The following is a 20,022-nucleotide window of genomic DNA, read 5'->3' as shown; positions in this document are numbered from 1 at the left end:
CCTCCTCACAGCTATTGGGGCGTCGCCAAGCGGTAAGGCACCGGTTTTTGGTACCGGCATTCGCAGGTTCGAATCCTGCCGCCCCAGCCAGCCCTCTTCGAATGATCGAGAGCGAGGCAGCGAATATGGCCGGACGTTATTTCGATGAATGGCAGATCGGCGATCGGCTCGCGCATCAGCCGCACCGCACGGTAACCGAAACCGACAATCTCCTCATCTCCACGCTCACCCACAATCCGCAGCCGCTTCACCTCGACGCCGAATATGCGGGCGCGACGGAATTTGGCCGGATCGTCGTCAACGGCACCTTCACCTTCGCTTTGATGATCGGCCTCTCGGTCGGCGATACGACGCTCGGCTCCCTCGTTGCCAATCTTGGCTACGACAAGGTGCGGATGCCCAAGCCCGTCTTCATCGGCGACACGCTCCGCGCCGAAACCGAAGTGATCGCATTGAAGGACAGCAAGAGCCGCCCGGATGCCGGCATCGTCACCTTCGAACACCGCATGCTGAACCAGCGCGACGAACTCGTCTGCATCTGCGAGCGCACCGCTCTCATGCAGCGGAAATCGGCATGAAGGGCGTTTTTCTAGCCCGTTCGCTTCGAGCGAAGTCGAGAAGCGCTGCGCTACTGCTGTTCGCGTCGGCGTCGCTTTCGGCGCCCGGTTTTACTCATCAGGATAAAGGGTTCGCCGAACAACGCGCCGCTTGGAACAAGCCGGTCGCGCCGTTCCGTATCGCCGATAATGTCTATTATGTCGGCACGTCCGAACTCTCAGCCTTCCTCATCACTGATCCCCAGGGGCACATCCTCATCGACGCGGCGATGGAGGAAAGCGCCGATCAGATCGCGGCCAACATCCGGACGCTCGGCTTCAAGCCCGAGGATATTGACATTCTCCTCGTCAACCACGCCCATTGGGATCATTCGGGCGGCCTCGCGGCGCTCAAAGGCCTAAGCGGCGCGCGCCTCCTCGCCAGCGCCGCCGATAAGCCCGATCTTCAAAGCGGCACCGTCTCCTATCGCGACGACCTGGCACCCGCTCCGCCGGTGAAGGTCGATCAAGTGCTGAACGATGGCGACAAGATCGCGATTGGCGCCATTACGCTCGTCACTCATCTGACGCCGGGCCATACGAAGGGCTGCACCAGCTGGTCGATGCGCGCGCAAGCGGCGGGGAAGCCGGTAGACATCATCTTCACCTGCAGCCTGACCGTGGCGGGCCAGCCTCTCGTCGGCGACAGGCGCTATCTCGATGTCGCGCAGGATTTCCGGAACACGTTCGCCAAGCTTAAGAGCATGAAGGCCGACATCTTCCTCAATTTCCACCCGGGCTTCTTCCATATGAGCGAAAAGCGCCAGCGCCTCCTCAACGGTGACGCGGCGGCCTTCGTCGATCCGGCCGAATTGCAGCAGCAGGTAGCGTCTGCTGAACGGAGCTTTGAAAAGGAGTTGGCCCGTCAGCAGGCAGAGGCGAACCAGCCATGAAGCTCCGTTCGCTTCTCTTCGTCCCCGGCGACCGTCCCGAGCGGATGCAAAAGGCGCTCGGCCTGGGCGCCGACGCGCTGATCCTTGATCTTGAGGACGCAGTGGCTGCCGAGAAGAAGCCGGAGGCGCGCGCCGCCGTTGCCGCCTTCGTGAAGGCGAATCCGGACGCGAACCTCTGGGTGCGCATCAACCCGCTCGACGGCGCGGACGTGGCGCACGACCTTGCGACCCTCGCAGGCCTCAACCCTACGGGCGTCGTGCTTCCAAAGGCCGAAGGCGGCGCTTCAGTGGCCGAACTCGCCCGCCGACTGGACGGGCAGGGGAACGCGGCCTCCCGCGTCCTCGCCATCGCGACCGAGACGCCTGCCGCCATCTTTCAGCTTGGCACTTATGGCGGGCAGGATCGGTTGGAGGGCCTTAGCTGGGGTGCAGAGGATCTTCCTGCCGCCCTTGGTGCCGCGACGTCGCGGGAGGAAAATGGCAGCTTCACGCCGCCTTATGAACTCGCTCGCTCACTGTGTCTGTTCGGCGCTGCGGCAGCCGGGGTGGCGCCGATTGAAACCGTCTACCCCAATTTCCGCGATCTGGACGGCCTCGCCGCCTATGCCGCCCGCGCCCGCCGCGATGGCTTTACCGGTATGATGGCGATCCACCCTGCCCAGGTTCCCGTTATTAACGCCGCCTTCACGCCGTCAGAAGCGGAGGTGGCCCACGCCCGCGCCGTCATCGCGCAGTTCGCAGCCAACCCTGGCGCGGGGGCGCTCCAACTCGATGGAAAGATGATCGACCGCCCGCACTTGGTGCAGGCGCAGCGGACCCTGGGGCTGGCGGGGTCTTAATTGCCCTTCAAATCCTCGTGGCCTTTGTAGCGGTTCTCGATAAAGCGCCGGTGCGCTTCAAAGGCTGAAAGCCGGTCGCGGCTGACGAGGCGGCAGAGGTCGCCAAGCTCTTCGCCCAAAGTCTCCAGCCCGTCGGTCAGGCGATGGGCATAAATGGGATCGGCATCGCGGACACCTGCGGGCAGGTCGCAATAGGCGTGAACGAGGCGCGGTAGATGATCGCCGATCAGCCGCCGGGCGTCCCAGGCCAATGTCGCATTGGGGTCGATCTGGCCAAGCTGGACCTGAAGGTCGGCGAGATGGATCAGCACCCTGTCGAAGGCATCCGACGCCATCGCCGGCAATTGTTCGCGCCGGTCGAGCAGCCACTCCTCGGCCTGTCCCGGCAGCGCCGCCAATTCTTCCCGCGAAAAGTCCGCCCCGCGCAGCGGCCATTTCACCGCCAGTGCGGCAACCAGCACGGTTGCTACGCCCGCCGCCGCCAAGCCAGCAGCGCCAACCGGCGCGACGGCAAGCGCGTAGCTCGCGACGCCCACACCGGACGCCGCGGTGACACTCGCGGCTCGGCTGAAGCCCTGCGCGGCCCGCTTCGCTTTCCGTTCACGCCGCCGCTTTTCAGCAGCGCGCACGGCCTTGGTCTTCAAATGCTTGCGGATGAACCGTTCGGCGGCGTCGAAAGCCTGTCCCAGCGGCATGGGTCAAACCCCCTTGATCGAGCCGTCATCCTTGTACCGGCTCTCGATGAAACGGCCCTGCGTTTCGAACGCGTCGAGATCGCCGCGCGTCAAGCGTCCGCCGATATCGTCGAGCGCGGTGCGGGCCGCATCAAGGCCCGCGACAAGCCGTTCGTCCACCGTCATCCCCTCGCCATCGCGCTGGTGACGATAGGCGGGCGGCACCCGTTCATAGCGTTCGATCAGTTCGGGCAGATGCTGCCCCATCAGCCGTCGCGCATCTTGCGCCAGCGGATCGAACGCATCGAGTTCGCCAAGCCGAGATTCGAGAAGCGGCAGCTGCGACGTGATCGCGTCCACCCGCCGCACGGCGGGAGCAGGGAGGGCGGCGCGCTTGCCGTGAAGAATTGTATCCAGCCGCGTCACAACCTGCCGGTTGGACATCTTCTCTTCGAACGGCGTCACCTTCTTCTCGCCGGACAAGACCGAAAAGAAGATCAGGATAAAGATGATCGCCACCGCGACCAGGAACAGCCCGCCAATGCCGATCGGCCCGATGATGAAAGAAAAGCCGATGGTCGCGCCGATCAGCGCCAGCACCGCCCCTGCCATCGCGCCGACCCGCCGGCCTGCGGAGCGCGCCACACGACCATAATGGCGCACCGCCGGCGCATGACCGTCCAGGCGCGCCGATATCTCGTCGAACCGGGCAAGCGTGTCCTCAACTCTGCGTGGCGTCCGCGCCATCTTATCCCTCGAGTGCCGCAAAAGGTGATTCCGCAGGGCCGGACAGTTTGTTCTGCTCGACGCCTTCCGCGCGGGCGATGTAGCCGCGGCTCTTCTCCACCTCGTTCGACAGCGTGCTCACCGTCTGCTTCATGTTGGTCAGCGCCTCGACCTTGAAGCGGTCGATCGTATCCATCGTGTCGTAGATATTCTGGAACGCGCGCTGCAGCGTTTCCAGCGGGATCGTCGCCGACGCTGCCTGTTGATGGATGGCACCCGTCTGGTTCTTCAGCATATTGCCAGTGCTGTCGATCATGTTCGCGGTCGTCGTGTTGAGAGCCGTGATCTGATCGAGCACCAATTTCTGATTGGTCAGCGCCTGCGCGACCGTGACTGCGGTGCGGAGCGCAGCGACGGTCGTGGTGGATGCGCGATCGACGCCCTTTACCAATTCGATATTGTTCTTCTTGACGAGATCGAGGGCGAGATAGCCCTGCACGCTCACCGCCATCTGGGTCAGCAGGTCCGTCGTGCGCTGACGGGTGTAGAAAAGTGCCGTTTCGCGGATCGCTTTGGCCTTCGCTGGCTCGACGGCATCCAACTCGTTCGCCTTGTCCTCAAGCTTCTGGTCGAGCGTCTTGGAGATATGGATCATCTGTTCAAGCTTGCCCATGGTCTTCCACAGGTTCGCGCGCTCCACATCGATCGCGGCATTGTCCATCAGCAGCTCGTCCTTGCCCGAACCGAGGCTGGCTAGGACGGACGAGATATGGCTTTGTGCCGACTGATATTTCATGAAATAATTGCGCATCCGGTTCCCGAACGGAATGATGCCCAGGATCTTGCGCGGCTTGGTGAGCGGCCCGGCGCGGCCCGGATCGAGCTGTTCGACCGTCTGCCGCAGCTTCGTAAGATCGGCGCCGATGCCGGTATCGCTATCGATCGCCTTCACCGGCCGGTCGAGGAATCGATTGGAATGGCCAGCGGCTTCCGCAATCTCCTTCCGGCCCATCGTGGTCAGCTGATCCACCTTCTTGCCGAATTCGGGGCTGTTGGCATCGAGCGCGACAAGATCGGTGATGAAGCCGTCGACCTTGGATTCCAATGCTGTCTTTTCGTCATCCTTTAGCGGAACCAGCCCCGCAGCTTCGGCGGGCTGAACGGGCGCAACGACGTCGGGCGCTTCCAGTTTCAGCTTGGTTTCAGTCGCCATGCTCTAACCCCTTGGTTGTTCACGCCCGAAGATGGGGCCTTTGCAGGGGGAAGTGCAAGGGGAAAAGTGTGTTATGGCGTTAATACTCGTCATTCCGGCAGAAGCCGCAAACTCGTGACGAATAAGCGCATTCTCGTCCTGAGACACCGTCTTTCGCCGGGGGTGACGGCGTGTTGCATAAGACCCGGCCTCAGCGCATGATGCCTTCATGCTGAACCTTCTCTCACTGATCGTCGGTGCCGTCGCCCTGGTGCTCGGCATCCTTGCCTTTTTCCCTTTCCTGGGGTGGGCCTATTGGCTGATCATTCCGATTGCATTGGTCGGCCTCGGCCTTGGTGTCGTGTCTCGCGAGAAGAGCGGGCGCAATCTCAACCTTCTGGTCGTGATCATCGGCGTTATTCGCCTCTCGCTCGGCGGCGGGATCATCTAAAGGTCACAAATCGGGAAGTACCTGTTCGGCCTCGCCCCAACCTTGGAGCGCGCGGCCTGATGCGCGCTTCAGTAACAGGTCTACGTCCTTCACGGTGAAGCGGCCGCCGCTGTCCATTTCATCGAGCTCGTTCCAGTTGATCGGCGCGGAGACGGGCGCAGTTTCCCGCGCTCGCGCCGAATAAGGCATGATCGCCGTCGCGCCGCGCTGGTTGCGCAGATAGTCGAGGAAGATCCGGCCCTTCCGTTTCACCTTAGCAAGGTTCGCGGTAAATCGGTCCGGCTCGGCTTCGGACAAAGCGAGGGCGAAACGCTGGGCGAAGTCCTTCACCTCCGGCCATTCCGCTTTGGGCGTCAGCGGCACGACGATGTGCAGCCCCTTGCCGCCGGTGAGGAGGGGGAAGGTCCGGAGGCCCATATCGGCGAGGTGGCGCTTCAGGTCGACCGCCGCTTTCTTCACCGCGTCGAAACCCAGCCCTTCGTCGGGATCAAGGTCGAAGATCAGCCGGTCGGCCTTCTCGATATCGGCGACGCGCGATCCCCAGCCGTGAAACTCGATCGTGCCCATCTGGACGCAGGTGAGCAGCCCCGCCTGATCGGTGACGTAGAGATAATCCTCCGTATTCCCGCGCTTTTCCAGCACGGGGACGTGATGAACGTGGGCGCCGAAGGTGCCCGCATCATGTTTCTGGAAAAAGCACTTCTTTGCTCGTCCCTGCGGACAGCGGACGAGGCTGATTGGGCGGTTCGCGCTCCATTCCAGCATCAGCGGCGCGACCTTGCGGTAATAATCGGCGAGCTGGCCCTTGGTCACTTTTGCATCCGGAAAGATCACCCGGTCGGGATTGCTGATCTCCACGTCTTCCATCGCGGCTTCCGGCACCGCCTGCGGCTTCTCCTCGACCACCGCCTCGGCTGGCTTGTCGTCGCGCAGGCCAAGGAAGCTGGTGTGACGCACCGACCCCTCGCCGGTAAATTCCGCGAAGGCGACTTCGGCCACCAGTTCCGGCTTCACCCAATGCGCGCCCCGCGTTTCGGATCGCGGCGCATCGACCGGCGCCTTCTTCACTTCCAGCTTCTTGAGCTTGCCTAGGAGCATTTCGAGCGCGGCCATGGAAAAGCCTGTGCCGACCTTCCCGACATAGCGCAGCCCCCCATCCTCATTCACCGCGAGGAGCAATGCCCGCAATGCCCGCGCCTTGCTCTCGCTCGGCGTCCAACCGACGATGACGAATTCCTGCCGACGCGTGCACTTGATCTTGAGCCAGGCCTTGGTCCGCGAGCCGCGATAGGGCGCGTCCGCCTTTTTTGAAATGATGCCTTCCTGTCCCGCGTCACACATCGCGTCATAGAGCTTTTCGCCTGCTCCGATGACATGATCGGCATAGAGGATGAAGGGCGGCTTGCCTTCGCCAAGCAGTGCCGCCAGCCTTTGCTTGCGGTCGATATTGGGAAGCTTAGTCAGATCCTCGCCGTCTACTTCGAGAATGTCGAAGGCGAACAAAGTCAGCCCTTTGCCTCCTTCGCTGATCGCCTGCTGAAGTGCGGAAAAGTTGGTCCTGCCCTTATCGTCGACCCTCACGATTTCGCCGTCGATCAGAGCGGAGCCGACCTCAAGCTCAGCGGCGGCGGCGGCTATTTCCGGAAACTTGTCCGTCCAGTCGAGGCCTGTTCGAGTATAGATTTTCGCCCGTCCGCTGGCGATGGCCAGCAGGCAGCGATAGCCGTCGAACTTCATCTCGTGCAGCCAGGCCGAACCGGATGGCACATGATTGACGAGGGTGGCCTTTTGCACGTCGCGGAATTGAGGCACTTTGACCTTCTTCCCGTCATTCCGGCGCAAGCCGGCATCTCGTGACGAAGAACGCGCCTTTTTGTCCTGAGACCCCGGCTTTCGCCGGGGTGACGGGGAAGAGGCCTGATCCGCTCGATCGCTATTCCACGGCGGATCATCCCCTTCCGCAATCTCATTCATCGTCCGTCCGGTCGCGACGGAGGTCAGATATTTCTCGGTCAGCCCCGCCGAGCTCCCCGCATGTTTATCCTCGATCTTCCGGAGCAGCCAGTTCTCGTTCCGCTCACCGGGACGGGGTTTCAGCCGGATCAATATCCATTCGCCCTTCATCCGCTCGCCATCGAGCGAGAAGTGGAGATGGCCTTGTTCCAGCGTTTTTCGCGGATCCTTGCCGGGTTCCGGCAACCAAGTGCCGCGATCCCACAACATCACCGTGCCGCCGCCATATTGGCCTTTGGGGATCGTGCCTTCAAAGGTCGCGTAGGACATCGGATGATCTTCCGTCCGCACCGCGAGCCGCTTGTCGGCAGGATCGAGGCTGGGGCCGCGCGTCACCGCCCAGCTTTTCAGCGTCCCGTCCAGTTCGAGCCGGAAGTCATAATGAAGGCGGGTCGCGTCATGCTTCTGAACCATGAAGATGTTGCGGCCCGTCGCCTCGACCTTGCCTGCGGGCTCCCTGGTTTTCGTAAAGTCCCGCTTCGCATTGTAGCGGGCGAGGGGGTCGGGTTGGGCTTTCTTCACCATTACAGCCACCTGTCATGCTGAACTTGTTTCAGCATCCATGGCGACGAGTGATGTGCGGGTGGAGAAATGGACCCTGAAACAAGTTCAGGGTGACGAGAGGAGGAAATTTTCGTCACGCCGGCGAAAGCCGGGGTCTCAGAGCGGAAAAGGCGTGGTGCTTTGGCGAGATCCCGGCGTTCGCCGGGATGATGGAAGGAAGAGAGCATCACGCCCGTTTCCGCGCCGCGGTTTTTGCGGGCACCTTCTTGGCCGGGGTCTTTTTCGCGGGGGCCTTGCGGGGCGCCGTAACTTTCTTCGCCGCCGGTTTGGCCTTGCCTTCCCCGCCACCTTTCTTATCCAGCGACTTCTTCAGCGCTGCCATCAGATCGATGACGTTCGAACCCTTCGACGGCGTCTCTTCCGCCTCGGTCTCGATCGTCTTGCCCTTGCGCTTCCGTTCGATCAGATCCTTTAGAGCGTCGATATAGCGGTCGTGAAACTCGTCGGGATGGAAGGCGGCTGTCTTCTTCTCGATCAGTGTCTCGGCGAGATCGAGCAGCTCCTCATCCGGTTTGGAATCGCCGATGTCCCGGAAATAGCTTTGCGCCTTGTTGACCTCATCGGCATAGCGGAGCGTTTCGAGCACCATACCGCGTCCGCACGGCTTCAGGCTGACAACATATTCGCGGCCGCGCAGCGCGAGTTGGCCAAGGCCCACCTTCTTCGTCCGTCGCAGCGCCTCGCGCAGGACGATGAAGGCCTCTTCCGCCAGGTCATCGGCGGGCACCACATAATATGGCTTTTCGTAATAGAGGACGTCGATCTCACTCTGGTCGACGAACTGGGTGAGTTCGAGCGTCTTCTTGCTTTCGAGCTTCACCGCCTCGATCTCGTCCTCGTCGAGGAGGACGTAATGGCCCTTCTCATATTGGAAGCCTTTGACGATCTCGTCCGCATCAACCGGGCCGACGCCGGGTACGACCTTTTCATATTTGATGCGCTTGCCGGTGGGCTCGTGGATCTGATTGAACGCGATCGTCGCGCCACTCTTCGTCGCGGAAAAGATTTCCACGGGGATCGAGACCAGCGCGAGCCTGATCTGCCCCTTCCAATAAGCCCGTGCGGCCATGACCTGCTCCAGATGTAACGCAGGCGATTCAATGAGCGGGGCGAGGGAGGGTTCCCCCGCATAGCCCCTCCCCTTGATGGGGAGCGCTTCTAGTTAAACCGGTATCTCCGTCGTATATTTCACCTGCCGCAAGGCGAAATTCGACGCCGCGTTCGCCACTGTGGGATGGGCGAGAACCCCGCGCATCACGAAGCGGTCGTAATCCGCCACATCCTTAACCGCGATGCGCAGCAGATAGTCCCACTCGCCCGACATCGAATAACATTCGACGATTTCCTCACGCGATTGGATAAACGCTTCGAATTCGGAACGATCCGCCATCGTCTGCCTGTTCATCCGTACCTGGCACAGCACGTTGACGGATCGGCCGAGATGTTCGGCGTCGGCGAGCCGCACCGTCTTTCCCAATACCCCGGCGGTTTCCAGATTGCGAACGCGGCGCCAGACCGAGGCAGGAGAGGCGCCAACCCGTTCGGCCAGCGCGGCATGGCTAAGGCTCGCATCCCGCTGAAGCTCGCGAACGAGTCGCCGGTCGATCTCATCGAGTTGATAGGTTTCTTTCATATGTGGAACGATAGTGAACCGATTTTGCGGCTTCCAGTCAAATCCGCATATATTTTGATGCGGACTTTGCACATATCCCGGACGACATTATGCATCTCCCATCGCGCGCACAGGAGGTTTTATGGCAGATGCTGGCTCGAATACCGGATCGGACCTGCTTTTTGGCAGGTTGAAGCCCCAGGCGCCGGATGCGCTGCTCGCCCTCATCTCGCTGTGTAACGCCGATCCGCGCCCGACGAAGATCGACGTTGGCGTCGGCGTCTATCGCGATCCGCAGGGCGGCACACCGATCCTGCGCGCCGTGAAGAGGGCCGAGCAGATCCTTCATGATACCCAGGAGACGAAGGCCTATCTCGGTGCGGAGGGAGACGCGCGGTTCGTGGAGCTGATGCGGGAATTGGTCTTCGGCGGCACATCGCGCGACGCCCATATCGTTGGCGTGCAAACGCCCGGCGGCTGTGGCGCGCTTCGTCTCGGCGCGGAACTCATCAAGGCGACGGGCGCTGACGCGCGTATCTTCATCGGTCAGCCAACTTGGCCCAATCACGCACCGCTGATCGGCTGCGCGGGCCTGCCGATGGTCGATTACAAATATTATGACCGCGACAGCCACACCATCCTGTTCGACGAGATGATGCAGGCACTCGAAGGCGCGCGGGCAGGGGACGTCGTTCTTCTGCACGGCTGCTGCCACAATCCGACCGGCGCCGACCTCAGCCTCGACCAGTGGGACAGGGTAACGGCCTTCATGGCAGAGCGCTGCCTCATCCCCTTCGTCGATCTTGCATATCAGGGCCTCGGCAACGGGCTGGAGGAAGACGCCGCCGGCACCCGCATGGCGGTGGAACGCTGTAATCAGGCGCTGGTCGCCCATAGCTGCGACAAGAATTTCGGCGTCTATCGCGACCGCACTGGCTCACTCTTCGTCAAGGTGACGAGCGAGGAAGTCGCCAAGGTCGCCTATGGCAACCTCCTCTCGCTCGCCCGCACTATGTGGTCGATGCCGCCCGATCATGGCGCGGCCGTCGCCCGCATCATCCTCGATACGCCGGAGCTTCGCGCGGATTGGGAAGCGGAGGTGAAGGAAATGTGCGCCCGCATCCGCAGCCTCCGCACCCGCTTGGCCGCCTTCGACCCGCGCCTCGCCTATATCAATGAGCAGAACGGAATGTTCTCCATGCTCCCGCTTTCGCCTGAGCAGGTGAAGGCGCTGCAGACTGAGGAAGGCATCTATATGGCGGGTTCCGGCCGCTTCAATGTCGCCGGGCTGTCCGATGCCAATGTCGATCGCTTCGCACAGGCGGTGGTGGCGAAGCTCTGATGGCGACCGCGCCCGTCCGCTCGAACGCGCCCGATCCCGCCTTTGATTGGCGGAAGATCGCCTACACTCTCCAGGTCAGCCGCGCGCTCGACAATCTGGAGGAAACGCGGCTCGTCCCTGAGCGGAAGGTACTCTACCAATTTTCCGCGCGCGGGCATGACATGGCGCAGATCATGCTCGGTTCGCGCCTTGATCGCCCCAAGGACGCGGTCTGCGGCTACTACCGTTCGCGGCCTCTGCTTCTGTCGCTCGGCGTGCCCCTGGAGGATGCGCTCGGATCGGCGATGGGCCGGGAAGGCGGCTATTCGGACGGCCGCGATATCGGCGTCGTGTTCAACTATCCGAACCCGAATGGCGCCCCCGCACTTCCCATGTCGGGCGGCGTCGGCGCGCAATATACGCCGACAGCGGGCTGGGCGCAGGCGATCGAATATTATCGCACCGTTCTTGGCAGCGATCCGCACAAGGAGTCGATGGCCGTCGTCCTCGGCGGCGACGCATCGGTCGCGACCAACGGCTTCTGGGCCGCACTCACCATCGCGACGACGCAAAAGTTGCCGATGCTCTTTTATATCGAGGACAATCAATACGGCATTTCCGTCCCCTCAACCTACCAGACGCCCGGCGGCAATATCGCGCGGAACTTGGAAAGCTTCACGAATCTCGAAGTCTTCTCCGGCGACGGCACCGAACCCGCCGAGGCCTCGCGGCTTCTTTCCGCCGCCGTCGACCATGTGCGCGGCCGCAATGGCCCGGCGCTCCTCCGCCTCACCGTCCCGCGCCTCCAGGGCCACAGCTTCCAGGACACGCAGACCTACAAATCGGAAGATTTCGTCGCGTCGGAGTGGGCGCGCGATCCGCTGCCCAAACTGAAATCCTATCTCGTCGGCTCGCTCCTCTCCGAACAGGAATGGACGGACATCGAAGCTGAAGCCGCCGCCGCGGTCGAGGCAGCCCGCGAGCAGGCCGAAGCACGCGGCGTTTCCAGCCCGGAAACCGTCCTTCGCCACGTCTTCTACGAAGGCGAGATGCAAAAGATCGGCGGCCAGTGGACGCACGGCTATACCCCTCCGCCCTCCACCGACGAACCGAAGCCCGAAGGCCAGCGCATCAACATGGTGACGGCGATCCGCCGCACACTGGAGCATGAGCTGGAGATCAACCCGCGCGTTCTCCTCTTCGGCGAAGATATCGGCCCCAAGGGCGGCGTCCACGCCGTGACCCTTGGCTTGCAGGACAAGTTCGGGATCGAGCGCGTCTTCGACACCAGCCTCAGCGAAGAAGGCATTATCGGACGCGCGGTTGGCATGGGACTAGCGGGCCTGATGCCTGTGCCCGAAATCCAGTTCCGCAAATATGCCGAACCGGCGCTCGAGCAGATCAACGATTGCGGCACGATGCGCTGGCGCACAAACAACCGCTTCGCCGCGCCGATGGTGCTCCGCATCCCCGGCGGCTTCTTTAAATGCGGCGATCCCTGGCACAGCCAGACGAACGAAGTGCAGTTCGTCCACAATCCCGGTTGGAAGGTCGCCGTGCCGTCTAATGCCGAGGATGCGGTGGGCCTTCTGCGCGAAGGCCTGCGCGGCAATGATCCCGTTGTCTTCTTCGAACATCGCGCGATGCTGGACGATGTCTGGGCACGCCGCCCCTATCCGGGCGACGATTATGTCCTGCCCTTCGGCCGCGCTAAGAAAACGCGTGAGGGCAGGGATATCACCATCGTCACCTGGGGCGCCATGGTCCCGCGCTGCGAGGAGGCCGCGAAGGATATTTCGGCCGACATCATCGACCTGCGCACCCTCATGCCTTGGGATCGCGAAATGGTGCTGGAAAGCGTCCGTCGCACCCGCCGCTGCCTGATCGTCCACGAAGACCTGCTGACCGGCGGCTTCGGCGCGGAAATCGCCGCCGTGGTCGCGGACGAGGCTTTCCTCGATCTCGACGCCCCTGTCTCTCGGCTCACCATGCCGGACATTCCCAGCCCGCATAATCCGGTGCTGCTCGACTGGGCCGTGCCCTCCGTGGAGCGCATCCGCACGAAGATCCAGGATCTGGTGGAATTTTGATGATCGCCCATACCGTCATTCCGGCGAAAGCCGGAATCTCAGGACAAGAGAATACGGACCTTCACCACGAGACCCCGGCTTTCGCCGGGGTGACGAAAAGGATCTCGTCATGATCGACGTCACCGCGCCTATCGAACAGGAAGGCACCAAGGCTGTCGTCCGCGCCTGGCTGAAGCAGGTTGGCGACAAGGTCGAGGTAAACGACCCGCTGGTCGAACTGGAAACCGACAAGGTTGCCGTGGAAGTGCCCGCGCCTGCCGCCGGAATCCTGCGCGAGATCGTCCTTCATTCGAACGACGAGGCGGCGCCGGGTGCAGTACTAGGCCGCATCGCGCCGATGGTGGAAGTCACTTCCGAAAACACCGTTCGGGCTGAGCCTGTCGAAGCCCTGCCTTCTTCTGACACTGAAAGGGAAGGGCAGCCCTTCGACAAGCTCAGGGCGAACGGTGATGAGGGGAGAGAATTTCGTCTCTCTCCCTCCGTAAAACGCGCGCTTCTCCAGCACGATATCGATCCCGCCCGCATTCAGGGTACGGGCCGCGATGGCCGTATCACGCGCGCCGATGTCGACAAGGCCGTCGAAATGGCGACCACAACGCACCAAGGGCCGCGCACAACCGCGCAGCCCATGGCCGTGGCGCCGTCGGACGCTTCCATCGCCTCGCACAGCGTGCCGCACGATCGAATGCGTCTCCGCATTGCTGAGAACATGCTGAACTCGGTCACTCAGGCTCCGCATGTGACGGCGATGTTCGAGGCGGATTTCAGCGCGATCATGGCCCACCGCGCGCGGCACAAGGACGCCTTTGCCAAGGCGGGTGTGAAGCTCACCTACACCGCTTATCTCGTCGCGGCAGCGGCCGAAGCAATGAAGGTGGCGCCCGCGATCAACAGCCGCTGGCATGACGACCGGCTCGAAATCTACGACGACATCAATATCGGCGTCGGCACCGCGCTCGGGAGCAAGGGGCTGATCGTCCCGGTTCTCCGCAAGATCCAGACGCTCTCATTGCAGGGGGTTGCCGCAGGCCTCGACGCGCTCGTCGAAAAAGCCCGCGCCGAAAAGCTGTCGAGCCAGGATGTGAAGGGCGGCACCTTCACCATTTCCAATCACGGCGTGTCGGGTTCGCTGTTCGCCAGCCCGATCATCATCAACCAGCCGCAATCTGCGATCCTCGGCGTCGGTAAGCTCGAAAAGCGCGTCGTTGTCCGCGAGGTGGGCGGCGTCGACACCATCCAAATCCGCCCAATGGCCTATGTCAGCCTCACTATCGACCATCGCGTCGTGGACGGCCACCAGACGAACGGCTGGCTCAGCCGCTTCGTCGAAGTATTGGAAACCTGGCCGCTGGACTGATTATGTTATTGCGCAAGAGGAACCCAGAGGCGCGGCGCTATCCTTCCGGGGCTCCTGCTTCCGCCGGGGCACTTTTCAGGCCAGCCAATTCGGAATCTTGTCAGCCTGGATCAGGCTTTCAACGTCCTGACGCTCGCGCACTATGGCCCATTTGTCGCCACTCACCATCACTTCGGGAGTAAGCGGGCGGCTGTTGTAGGTGCTCGCCATCGTCGCGGCGTAAGCGCCCGCCGTGCGGAAGACGACGAGGTCGCCGGCCTGGACGCCGTCCATATCCCGTCCGGTCGCGAAGGTGTCGCCCGTCTCGCAAACCGGGCCCACCACATTGGCGGTCATTCGTGTACCCCGAGGCTGCACAGCATCGATGGCGTGCCAGGCATCGTAGAGACTGGGGCGCATCAGATCGTTCATCGCGGCATCGACGATCACGAAAGGATCGGTTGCGCCCGGTTTGACTCGGATCACCTCAGTCAGCAACACTCCGGCATTGCCCACGATCAGCCGTCCCGGCTCGAAGATCAGGCGGACATTCCACCCCCTGGTTACTTTCGCCACCATCTTTCCATAGGTTTTGGGATTGGGCGGCGGAGGCACTCCGGGATCATAAGGTATGCCGAGTCCGCCGCCGAGGTCAGCCTTGCGAATGCCGTGTCCCCCCTTGCGAAGTTCGGCGATCAGCTCGCCTACCTTGCGGAAAGCGGATTCGAGCGGTGCGAGGCTGGTCAGCTGGCTGCCAATATGGACCGCCACGCCCTGCACATCCAAGCCCGGCAGGCTCTTCGCGCTGGCATAAGCGGCGAGGGCATCGAGGATCGGAATACCGAATTTGTTATGCGCGGCTCCTGTTGAAATCTTCGCATGGGTGCCCGCTTCCACGTCCGGATTGACGCGGAAGGCCACCGGCGCAGTCTTGCCCATCGCGGCTGCCACGGCAGATAACATCTCCGCTTCCTCGAACGATTCCAGGTTGAACTGGCAGAGACCGCCCCCAAGCGCGAGCCGCATCTCGTTGGCCGTTTTGCCAACCCCGGAGAATACGATCTTTTCAGGCGGGACACCTGCCGCAATCGCGCGCCGATATTCGCCGCCAGACACGACGTCAGCGCCCAGTCCTTCGTCTCGCAGGGTGGCCAGCACCGCCGCATTGGGGTTGGCCTTCACCGCATAAGCGATCAGTGGATCGTCAAGCCCGGCCAGCGCCTCCTGAAACACCCGGGCATGGCGCTGCATCGTCGCGGCCGAATAGACGTAAACGGGCGTCCCCACCGCCTCCGCGATGGCAGGCAGCGGCACGTTCTCGCAGTGGAGGACTCCGTTCTTGAGCTGGAAATGGTCTATTTCTATCGCCTTCGGTTCTTTTTCACGTCATTGCGAGAAGCGAAACAACGCGGCAGTCCACGCTTGCCTAGTTGACTGGATTGCTTCGCTACGCTCGCAATGACCATCAGGGCCGGTTCATCGTCAGCAGGTCGTAGGTCGCGACGATCTCGTCCTTCTGGTTGAGGATGACGACGGCCCAGCGAACTTCGCTCTTCTCCTCGTCGCGGACGCTCTTCGATTTGACGGTGAGTTCCACGCGCATGGAATCGCCGGGATAAAGCGGGGTCAGGAAACGGAGGTTTTCAAGGCCGGTATTGGCGAGGACGGGGCCGGGCGCGGGTTCGACGAAGAGGCCCGCCGCGAAGGACAGGATCAGGTATCCGTGCGCCACGCGGCCTTCGAAGATCGGGCTCGCCTTGGCGGCTTCCTCGTCCATATGGGCGTAGAAGGTGTCGCCGGTGAAATGGGCGAAATGCTCGACGTCTTCGAGGGTGACGGTGCGGCTCGCGGTCTTCAGCGTATAGCCGACATCCAGCTCCGCAATGCGTTTGCGGAAGGGGTGGATATCGCCTTCCGGCTTCGGGGCACCGGGGAGCCATTGCTTGACGATGCTGGAAAGGACGGCGGGCGAACCCTGAAGGGCGGTGCGCTGCATATAGTGCGTAACACCGCGCACGCCGCCCATTTCCTCGCCGCCGCCCGCGCGGCCCGGGCCGCCATGGACGAGGACGGGGAGGGGGGAACCGTGGCCGGTGGATTCCTTGGCCGACGTGCGGTCGAGGATCACCATGCGGCCATGATAGGCGCCCGCGCCGAGGACGAAATCCTCGGCGACCTTGGGATCGAAGCTGAAGAGCGAGAGGGCAAGGCTACCCATGCCGCGATTGGCGAGCGCGATAGCGTCATCGAGGTCGCGATAGGGCATGATCGTGGAAACGGGGCCGAAGGCTTCGACATCATGCACCGCGTCCGATCCCCAGGGATCGTCAGAGCGGAGCAGGATCGGCTCGATAAAGGCGCCGTTGCCCGCGACCGGCAAAGCGTCCGGATTGCCCGAGACGATGCGCGCGGCCTTGGACAGTTCGGCGACCGCCGACCGCACGGCTTCGAGCTGCGAGCGGCTGGCAAGCGCCCCCATGGTGACGCCTTCCTCGCGCGGATCGCCGACCTTCACCCTGGCGAGGCGCTCGGCAAGCGCATCCTGCACGGCGTCGATATATTGGGCGGGCGCCATTGCGCGGCGGATGGCGGTGCATTTCTGCCCGGCCTTCACTATCATCTCGGTCGCCACTTCCTTGACGAAGAGATCGAATTCCGGCGTGCCCGGCGCCGCATCCGGGCCGAGGATGGAGGCATTCAAACTGTCCCGCTCGGCAATGAAGCGGACGCTTTCGCGCGCGAAGATCGGATGGGACTGGAGTTTAAGCGCCGTCGCGGCCGAGCCGGTGAAGGAGACGACATCTTGGCAAGCAAGATGATCGAACATGTCGCCGACGCCGCCCATGACGAGCTGCACAGCGCCCTTGGGCAGCACATTGGCTTCGATCATGATGCGGAAGGCGGCTTCGGCGAGGTAGCCGGTCGAGGAGGCCGGTTTCACGATGGCGGGCACGCCCGCAAGAAGGGTGGGGGCGAGCTTTTCGAGCATGCCCCAGACCGGGAAGTTGAAGGCGTTGATGTGGACGGCCGCGCCCTGGAGCGAGGTCCACACATGCTGGCCGACGAAGGTGCCGCCCTTCGACAGCGGTTCCATATTGCCGTCGATCAGGACGCGTTGGTTGGGAAGCTCGCGACGGCCCTTGGACGAGAAGGAATAGAGCGTGCCCGCGCCGCCCTCGATATCGATCCAGCCATCCTTGCGCGTCGCGCCGGTCTGGTAATTGAGCTCGTAAAGCTCTTCCTTGCGCGCCATGATCGCGTTGGCGAGATCCTTCAGCATCCACGCGCGTTCGTGGAAGGTCATGGCACGCAGGGCCGGGCCGCCGACAGTGCGGGCGTGATCGAGCATCGCCTTGAAATCGAGGCCTTGGCTGCCCGTGGTCGCGATCACCTCGCCGGTAACAGCGCTCTGCACTTCGGCGAGCCCGCCGGGGGCCGCATACCAGCCGTCCTGGGCGTAGTTGAGAAGGTTCAGGGTTTTCATTTTTTGGCACTCTCTCCATCCGTTCGCTTCGAGCGAAGTCGAGAAGCGTGTCTCGACTTCGCTCGACACGAACGGGATTATTGTCCGACGAACTTCGGCGTCCGCTTTTCCATGAAGGCCGCGACGCCTTCCTTATAATCTTCGCTGAAGCCAAGCTCCCGCATCATGTCGCGCTGGAGGTTCAGTTCTTCGTCCAGCCGGTGGTCCCAGCTTTCGCGGATCATCTTCTTGATCGCGGCCAGGCCGCGCGTCGGGCCGGTGGCGAAACGGGTGGCGAGGGTGTCGACTTCGGCGTCTAGCGCGTCATCCTCCACCGCTTTCCAGATCAGGCCCCAATCTGCCGCTTTCTCTGCAGGCAAGGGTTCGCCGGTCAGCGCCAGCCCAAGCGCGCGCGCCTGTCCGACGAGGCGCGGAAGCACCCATGTGCCCCCGCTGTCCGGGATAAGCCCGATCGCGGCGAAGGACTGGATGAACTTGGCCGATTTCGCCGCGATGACGATGTCGCAGGCCAGCGCGATATTGGCGCCCGCACCGGCCGCCACGCCATTCACCCGCGCGATGACCGGCACTGGTAGAGAGGTGAGCCGCCGGATCAGCGGATTGTAGCGCTTTTCGACCGACTCCCCGAGGTCCACCGCCTGGCCCGGGGCCACCGCGCGGTCGTTCAGATCCTGCCCTGCGCAAAAGCCGCGTCCGGCACCGGTCAGCACCAGGCACCGCGCCTCGCCGAGATTGGACAGCGCATCGGCCACTTCCTCATGCATCTGCACGGTGAAGCTGTTCAAACGGTCCGGCCGGTTGAGGGTGAGGCGGGCGACGCCGTTTTCCACTGAGAAGTTGATGGTTTCATATGCCATGGCCTCAGCACCTAGCATCGGCGCCCCCAAATCGTCACCCTGAACTTGTTTCAGGGTCCATCTTCGCGCATCGCGCATGTCATCGAAATGGATGCTGAAACAAGTTCAGCATGACGGAACGACGGGAGAATGGAATGACCGAGGCTTTCATTTGCGATGCAATCCGCACGCCTATCGGCCGCTATGCGGGTGCACTTTCGTCCGTCCGCGCCGACGATCTCGCCGCCATTCCGATCAAGGCCTTGATGGAGCGTAACCCGGGTGTGGACTGGAACCGGGTGGACGACGTCATTCTCGGCTGCGCCAATCAGGCGGGCGAGGATAATCGCAACCTCGCACGCATGGCTGGACTGCTCGCGGGCCTTCCGCAATCGTCGGGCGGGGTGACGCTCAATCGCCTCTGCGGTTCGGGCATGGATGCGGTCGCTATGGCCGGGCGCGTCATTCGGGGCGGCGAGGCGGAGATGGTGATCGCGGGAGGCTCAGAAAGCATGAGCCGCGCGCCCTTCGTCATGGCCAAGGCGACAAGCGCCTTTGATCGCAATGCCGAGATGTACGACACGACCATAGGCTGGCGCTTCGTCAATCCGAAGATGAAGTCCGTTTATGGCGACGATACCATGCCCTCGACCGGCGAGAATGTCGCCGATGCATGGAAGGTAAGCCGCGAAGATCAGGACGCCTTTGCCGTGCGCAGCCAGGACAAGGCCGCCCGCGCGCAGGCCAATGGCCGCCTCGCTGCCGAAATCGTGCCCGTTTCCATTCCGCAGCGCAAAGGCGATCCCATAATCGTCGATCGCGACGAGCACCCGCGCCAGACCAATGTCGAGGCGCTCGCAAAGCTGAAGCCGATCGTGCGCGCCGACGGCACGGTGACGGCAGGCAACGCCTCGGGCGTCAATGACGGCGCGGCGGCGATGATCGTCGCGTCCGAAGCGGTCGCGAAAGCGAACGGCCTGACGCCGCGCGCCCGCATCCGGGGCGGCGCGGTGGTCGGCGTTGAACCGCGCATCATGGGCATCGGCCCGGCGCCCGCGTCGCAGAAATTGCTGGCCCGCCTCGGCCTTACCATCGCCGACATGGACGTCATCGAAATCAACGAGGCCTTCGCCGCCCAGGCGCTCCCCGTCCTCCGCGAACTGGGCCTCCCTTACGATGCGCCGCACGTCAATCCGAACGGCGGCGCCATCGCGCTTGGCCATCCTTTGGGCATGTCCGGTGCGCGTTTGCTGATGACCGCCACCGAAGAGCTCCAGCGCACTGGCGGCCGCTATGCGCTCTGCGCCATGTGCGTTGGGGTGGGGCAGGGAATCGCAACGGTGATCGAGCGGGTCTGAGCATCGGTCTTGCTGCCCGGTCATGATATTTTCCTAC

17 protein-coding genes and 1 tRNA gene are annotated in these 20,022 nt (G+C 62.8%); 9 read left to right on the top strand and 9 right to left on the bottom strand.

Annotation, left to right across the window (positions count from 1 at the left end; all coding sequences use genetic code 11):
• The first annotated feature begins 15 nt into the window (after positions 1–15).
• From C7I56_RS06980 to C7I56_RS06965, 4 genes are all read left to right on the top strand, one after another.
• Positions 16–90 (top strand) — tRNA-Gln (locus C7I56_RS06980).
• Positions 91–101: 11 nt separating this feature from the next.
• Positions 102–578, top strand: a complete 477-nt coding sequence (locus C7I56_RS06975; RefSeq protein WP_342587702.1) for a MaoC family dehydratase — start codon at positions 102–104, stop codon at positions 576–578.
• The gene (gene bla, locus C7I56_RS06970; protein WP_106639847.1) at positions 575–1,489 is read left to right on the top strand and encodes a subclass B3 metallo-beta-lactamase; all 915 of its coding nucleotides are present in this window, start codon (positions 575–577) and stop codon (positions 1,487–1,489) included. Before C7I56_RS06975 ends, bla begins: the two co-directional genes overlap by 4 nt.
• Entirely contained in the window at positions 1,486–2,328 is an 843-nt protein-coding gene (locus tag C7I56_RS06965) for an HpcH/HpaI aldolase/citrate lyase family protein (RefSeq protein ID WP_106639846.1), read from the top strand. Before bla ends, C7I56_RS06965 begins: the two co-directional genes overlap by 4 nt.
• Here C7I56_RS06965 and C7I56_RS06960 read toward each other — a convergent pair.
• From C7I56_RS06960 to C7I56_RS06950, 3 genes are read right to left on the bottom strand one after another with little or no spacing between them, the layout of a single operon-like run.
• Positions 2,325–3,023, bottom strand: a complete 699-nt coding sequence (locus C7I56_RS06960; protein WP_106639845.1) for a hypothetical protein — start codon at positions 3,021–3,023, stop codon at positions 2,325–2,327. The two genes, C7I56_RS06965 and C7I56_RS06960, sit on opposite strands and share 4 nt — an antisense overlap.
• A 3-nt stretch (positions 3,024–3,026) precedes the next feature.
• Positions 3,027–3,749, bottom strand: coding sequence for a hypothetical protein (locus C7I56_RS06955; protein WP_106639844.1), 723 nt, complete (start codon positions 3,747–3,749; stop codon positions 3,027–3,029).
• A 1-nt stretch (position 3,750) separates the two neighbouring features.
• Complete coding sequence (locus C7I56_RS06950) at positions 3,751–4,941, bottom strand: toxic anion resistance protein (RefSeq protein ID WP_106639843.1); 1,191 nt, start codon at positions 4,939–4,941, stop codon at positions 3,751–3,753.
• Positions 4,942–5,149: 208 nt separating this feature from the next.
• On the opposite strand from C7I56_RS06950, the gene C7I56_RS06945 reads away from it, so the two are divergent.
• On the top strand, positions 5,150–5,371 hold the full coding sequence (locus tag C7I56_RS06945) for a hypothetical protein (RefSeq protein WP_106639842.1): 222 nt from the start codon (positions 5,150–5,152) through the stop codon (positions 5,369–5,371).
• 3 nt (positions 5,372–5,374) lie between these two features.
• On the opposite strand, the gene ligD is transcribed toward C7I56_RS06945, so the two are convergent.
• From ligD to C7I56_RS06930, 3 genes are all read right to left on the bottom strand, one after another.
• The gene (gene ligD / locus C7I56_RS06940) at positions 5,375–7,909 is read right to left on the bottom strand and encodes a DNA ligase D (RefSeq protein WP_106639841.1); all 2,535 of its coding nucleotides are present in this window, start codon (positions 7,907–7,909) and stop codon (positions 5,375–5,377) included.
• A 205-nt stretch (positions 7,910–8,114) separates the two neighbouring features.
• Positions 8,115–9,017: a non-homologous end joining protein Ku gene (gene ku / locus C7I56_RS06935; protein ID WP_106639840.1), complete on the bottom strand. Its 903-nt coding sequence runs from the start codon at positions 9,015–9,017 to the stop codon at positions 8,115–8,117.
• A 93-nt stretch (positions 9,018–9,110) separates the two neighbouring features.
• A complete protein-coding gene (locus tag C7I56_RS06930) occupies positions 9,111–9,581 on the bottom strand; it encodes an Lrp/AsnC family transcriptional regulator (protein WP_106639839.1) in 471 nt (156 codons plus the stop codon).
• A 121-nt stretch (positions 9,582–9,702) separates the two neighbouring features.
• On the opposite strand from C7I56_RS06930, the gene C7I56_RS06925 reads away from it, so the two are divergent.
• From C7I56_RS06925 to C7I56_RS06915, 3 genes are all read left to right on the top strand, one after another.
• Complete coding sequence (locus C7I56_RS06925) at positions 9,703–10,902, top strand: amino acid aminotransferase (protein WP_106639838.1); 1,200 nt, start codon at positions 9,703–9,705, stop codon at positions 10,900–10,902.
• Positions 10,902–12,971: an alpha-ketoacid dehydrogenase subunit alpha/beta gene (locus C7I56_RS06920; protein WP_106639837.1), complete on the top strand. Its 2,070-nt coding sequence runs from the start codon at positions 10,902–10,904 to the stop codon at positions 12,969–12,971. The genes C7I56_RS06925 and C7I56_RS06920 overlap by 1 nt, the downstream gene beginning before the upstream one ends.
• Positions 12,972–13,080: 109 nt before the next feature.
• On the top strand, positions 13,081–14,328 hold the full coding sequence (locus C7I56_RS06915) for a dihydrolipoamide acetyltransferase family protein (RefSeq protein ID WP_106639836.1): 1,248 nt from the start codon (positions 13,081–13,083) through the stop codon (positions 14,326–14,328).
• Positions 14,329–14,403: 75 nt separating this feature from the next.
• Here C7I56_RS06915 and lysA read toward each other — a convergent pair whose 3' ends face one another.
• The 3 genes from lysA to paaG all read right to left on the bottom strand — a co-directional run bounded on the left by lysA (position 14,404) and on the right by paaG (position 18,648).
• Positions 14,404–15,666 carry a diaminopimelate decarboxylase gene (gene lysA, locus C7I56_RS06910; protein ID WP_106639835.1) on the bottom strand — a complete coding sequence of 421 codons (1,263 nt, stop codon included), beginning with the start codon at positions 15,664–15,666 and terminating at the stop codon, positions 14,404–14,406.
• 106 nt (positions 15,667–15,772) lie between these two features.
• Positions 15,773–17,791: a phenylacetic acid degradation bifunctional protein PaaZ gene (gene paaZ, locus C7I56_RS06905; RefSeq protein ID WP_106639834.1), complete on the bottom strand. Its 2,019-nt coding sequence runs from the start codon at positions 17,789–17,791 to the stop codon at positions 15,773–15,775.
• A gap of 77 nt (positions 17,792–17,868) precedes the next feature.
• Positions 17,869–18,648: a 2-(1,2-epoxy-1,2-dihydrophenyl)acetyl-CoA isomerase PaaG gene (gene paaG / locus C7I56_RS06900; RefSeq protein WP_106639833.1), complete on the bottom strand. Its 780-nt coding sequence runs from the start codon at positions 18,646–18,648 to the stop codon at positions 17,869–17,871.
• A gap of 134 nt (positions 18,649–18,782) precedes the next feature.
• Between paaG and pcaF the strand changes: the two genes are divergently transcribed.
• Positions 18,783–19,985 (top strand): 3-oxoadipyl-CoA thiolase, encoded by a 1,203-nt coding sequence (gene pcaF, locus C7I56_RS06895; protein WP_106639832.1) that lies wholly within the window; start codon positions 18,783–18,785, stop codon positions 19,983–19,985.
• Positions 19,986–20,022: the final 37 nt, after the last annotated feature.

The organism is Allosphingosinicella vermicomposti (assembly GCF_003012815.1).
Lineage (GTDB): Bacteria > Pseudomonadota > Alphaproteobacteria > Sphingomonadales > Sphingomonadaceae > Allosphingosinicella > Allosphingosinicella vermicomposti.
This window is presented reverse-complemented; position numbering and strand designations above follow the sequence as displayed.

Coding starts and splice junctions, on each gene's coding strand:
- C7I56_RS06975 (WP_342587702.1), top strand. CDS start 102: ATGATCGAGAGCGAGGCAGCGAATATGGCCGGACGTTATTTCGATGAA.
- C7I56_RS06950 (WP_106639843.1), bottom strand. CDS start 4,941: ATGGCGACTGAAACCAAGCTGAAACTGGAAGCGCCCGACGTCGTTGCG.
- C7I56_RS06925 (WP_106639838.1), top strand. CDS start 9,703: ATGGCAGATGCTGGCTCGAATACCGGATCGGACCTGCTTTTTGGCAGG.
- pcaF (WP_106639832.1), top strand. CDS start 18,783: ATGACCGAGGCTTTCATTTGCGATGCAATCCGCACGCCTATCGGCCGC.
- C7I56_RS06960 (WP_106639845.1), bottom strand. CDS start 3,023: ATGCCGCTGGGACAGGCTTTCGACGCCGCCGAACGGTTCATCCGCAAG.
- C7I56_RS06945 (WP_106639842.1), top strand. CDS start 5,150: ATGCTGAACCTTCTCTCACTGATCGTCGGTGCCGTCGCCCTGGTGCTC.
- bla (WP_106639847.1), top strand. CDS start 575: ATGAAGGGCGTTTTTCTAGCCCGTTCGCTTCGAGCGAAGTCGAGAAGC.
- C7I56_RS06965 (WP_106639846.1), top strand. CDS start 1,486: ATGAAGCTCCGTTCGCTTCTCTTCGTCCCCGGCGACCGTCCCGAGCGG.
- paaZ (WP_106639834.1), bottom strand. CDS start 17,791: ATGAAAACCCTGAACCTTCTCAACTACGCCCAGGACGGCTGGTATGCG.
- ligD (WP_106639841.1), bottom strand. CDS start 7,909: ATGGTGAAGAAAGCCCAACCCGACCCCCTCGCCCGCTACAATGCGAAG.
- C7I56_RS06920 (WP_106639837.1), top strand. CDS start 10,902: ATGGCGACCGCGCCCGTCCGCTCGAACGCGCCCGATCCCGCCTTTGAT.
- C7I56_RS06955 (WP_106639844.1), bottom strand. CDS start 3,749: ATGGCGCGGACGCCACGCAGAGTTGAGGACACGCTTGCCCGGTTCGAC.
- C7I56_RS06930 (WP_106639839.1), bottom strand. CDS start 9,581: ATGAAAGAAACCTATCAACTCGATGAGATCGACCGGCGACTCGTTCGC.
- paaG (WP_106639833.1), bottom strand. CDS start 18,648: ATGGCATATGAAACCATCAACTTCTCAGTGGAAAACGGCGTCGCCCGC.
- ku (WP_106639840.1), bottom strand. CDS start 9,017: ATGGCCGCACGGGCTTATTGGAAGGGGCAGATCAGGCTCGCGCTGGTC.
- C7I56_RS06915 (WP_106639836.1), top strand. CDS start 13,081: ATGATCGACGTCACCGCGCCTATCGAACAGGAAGGCACCAAGGCTGTC.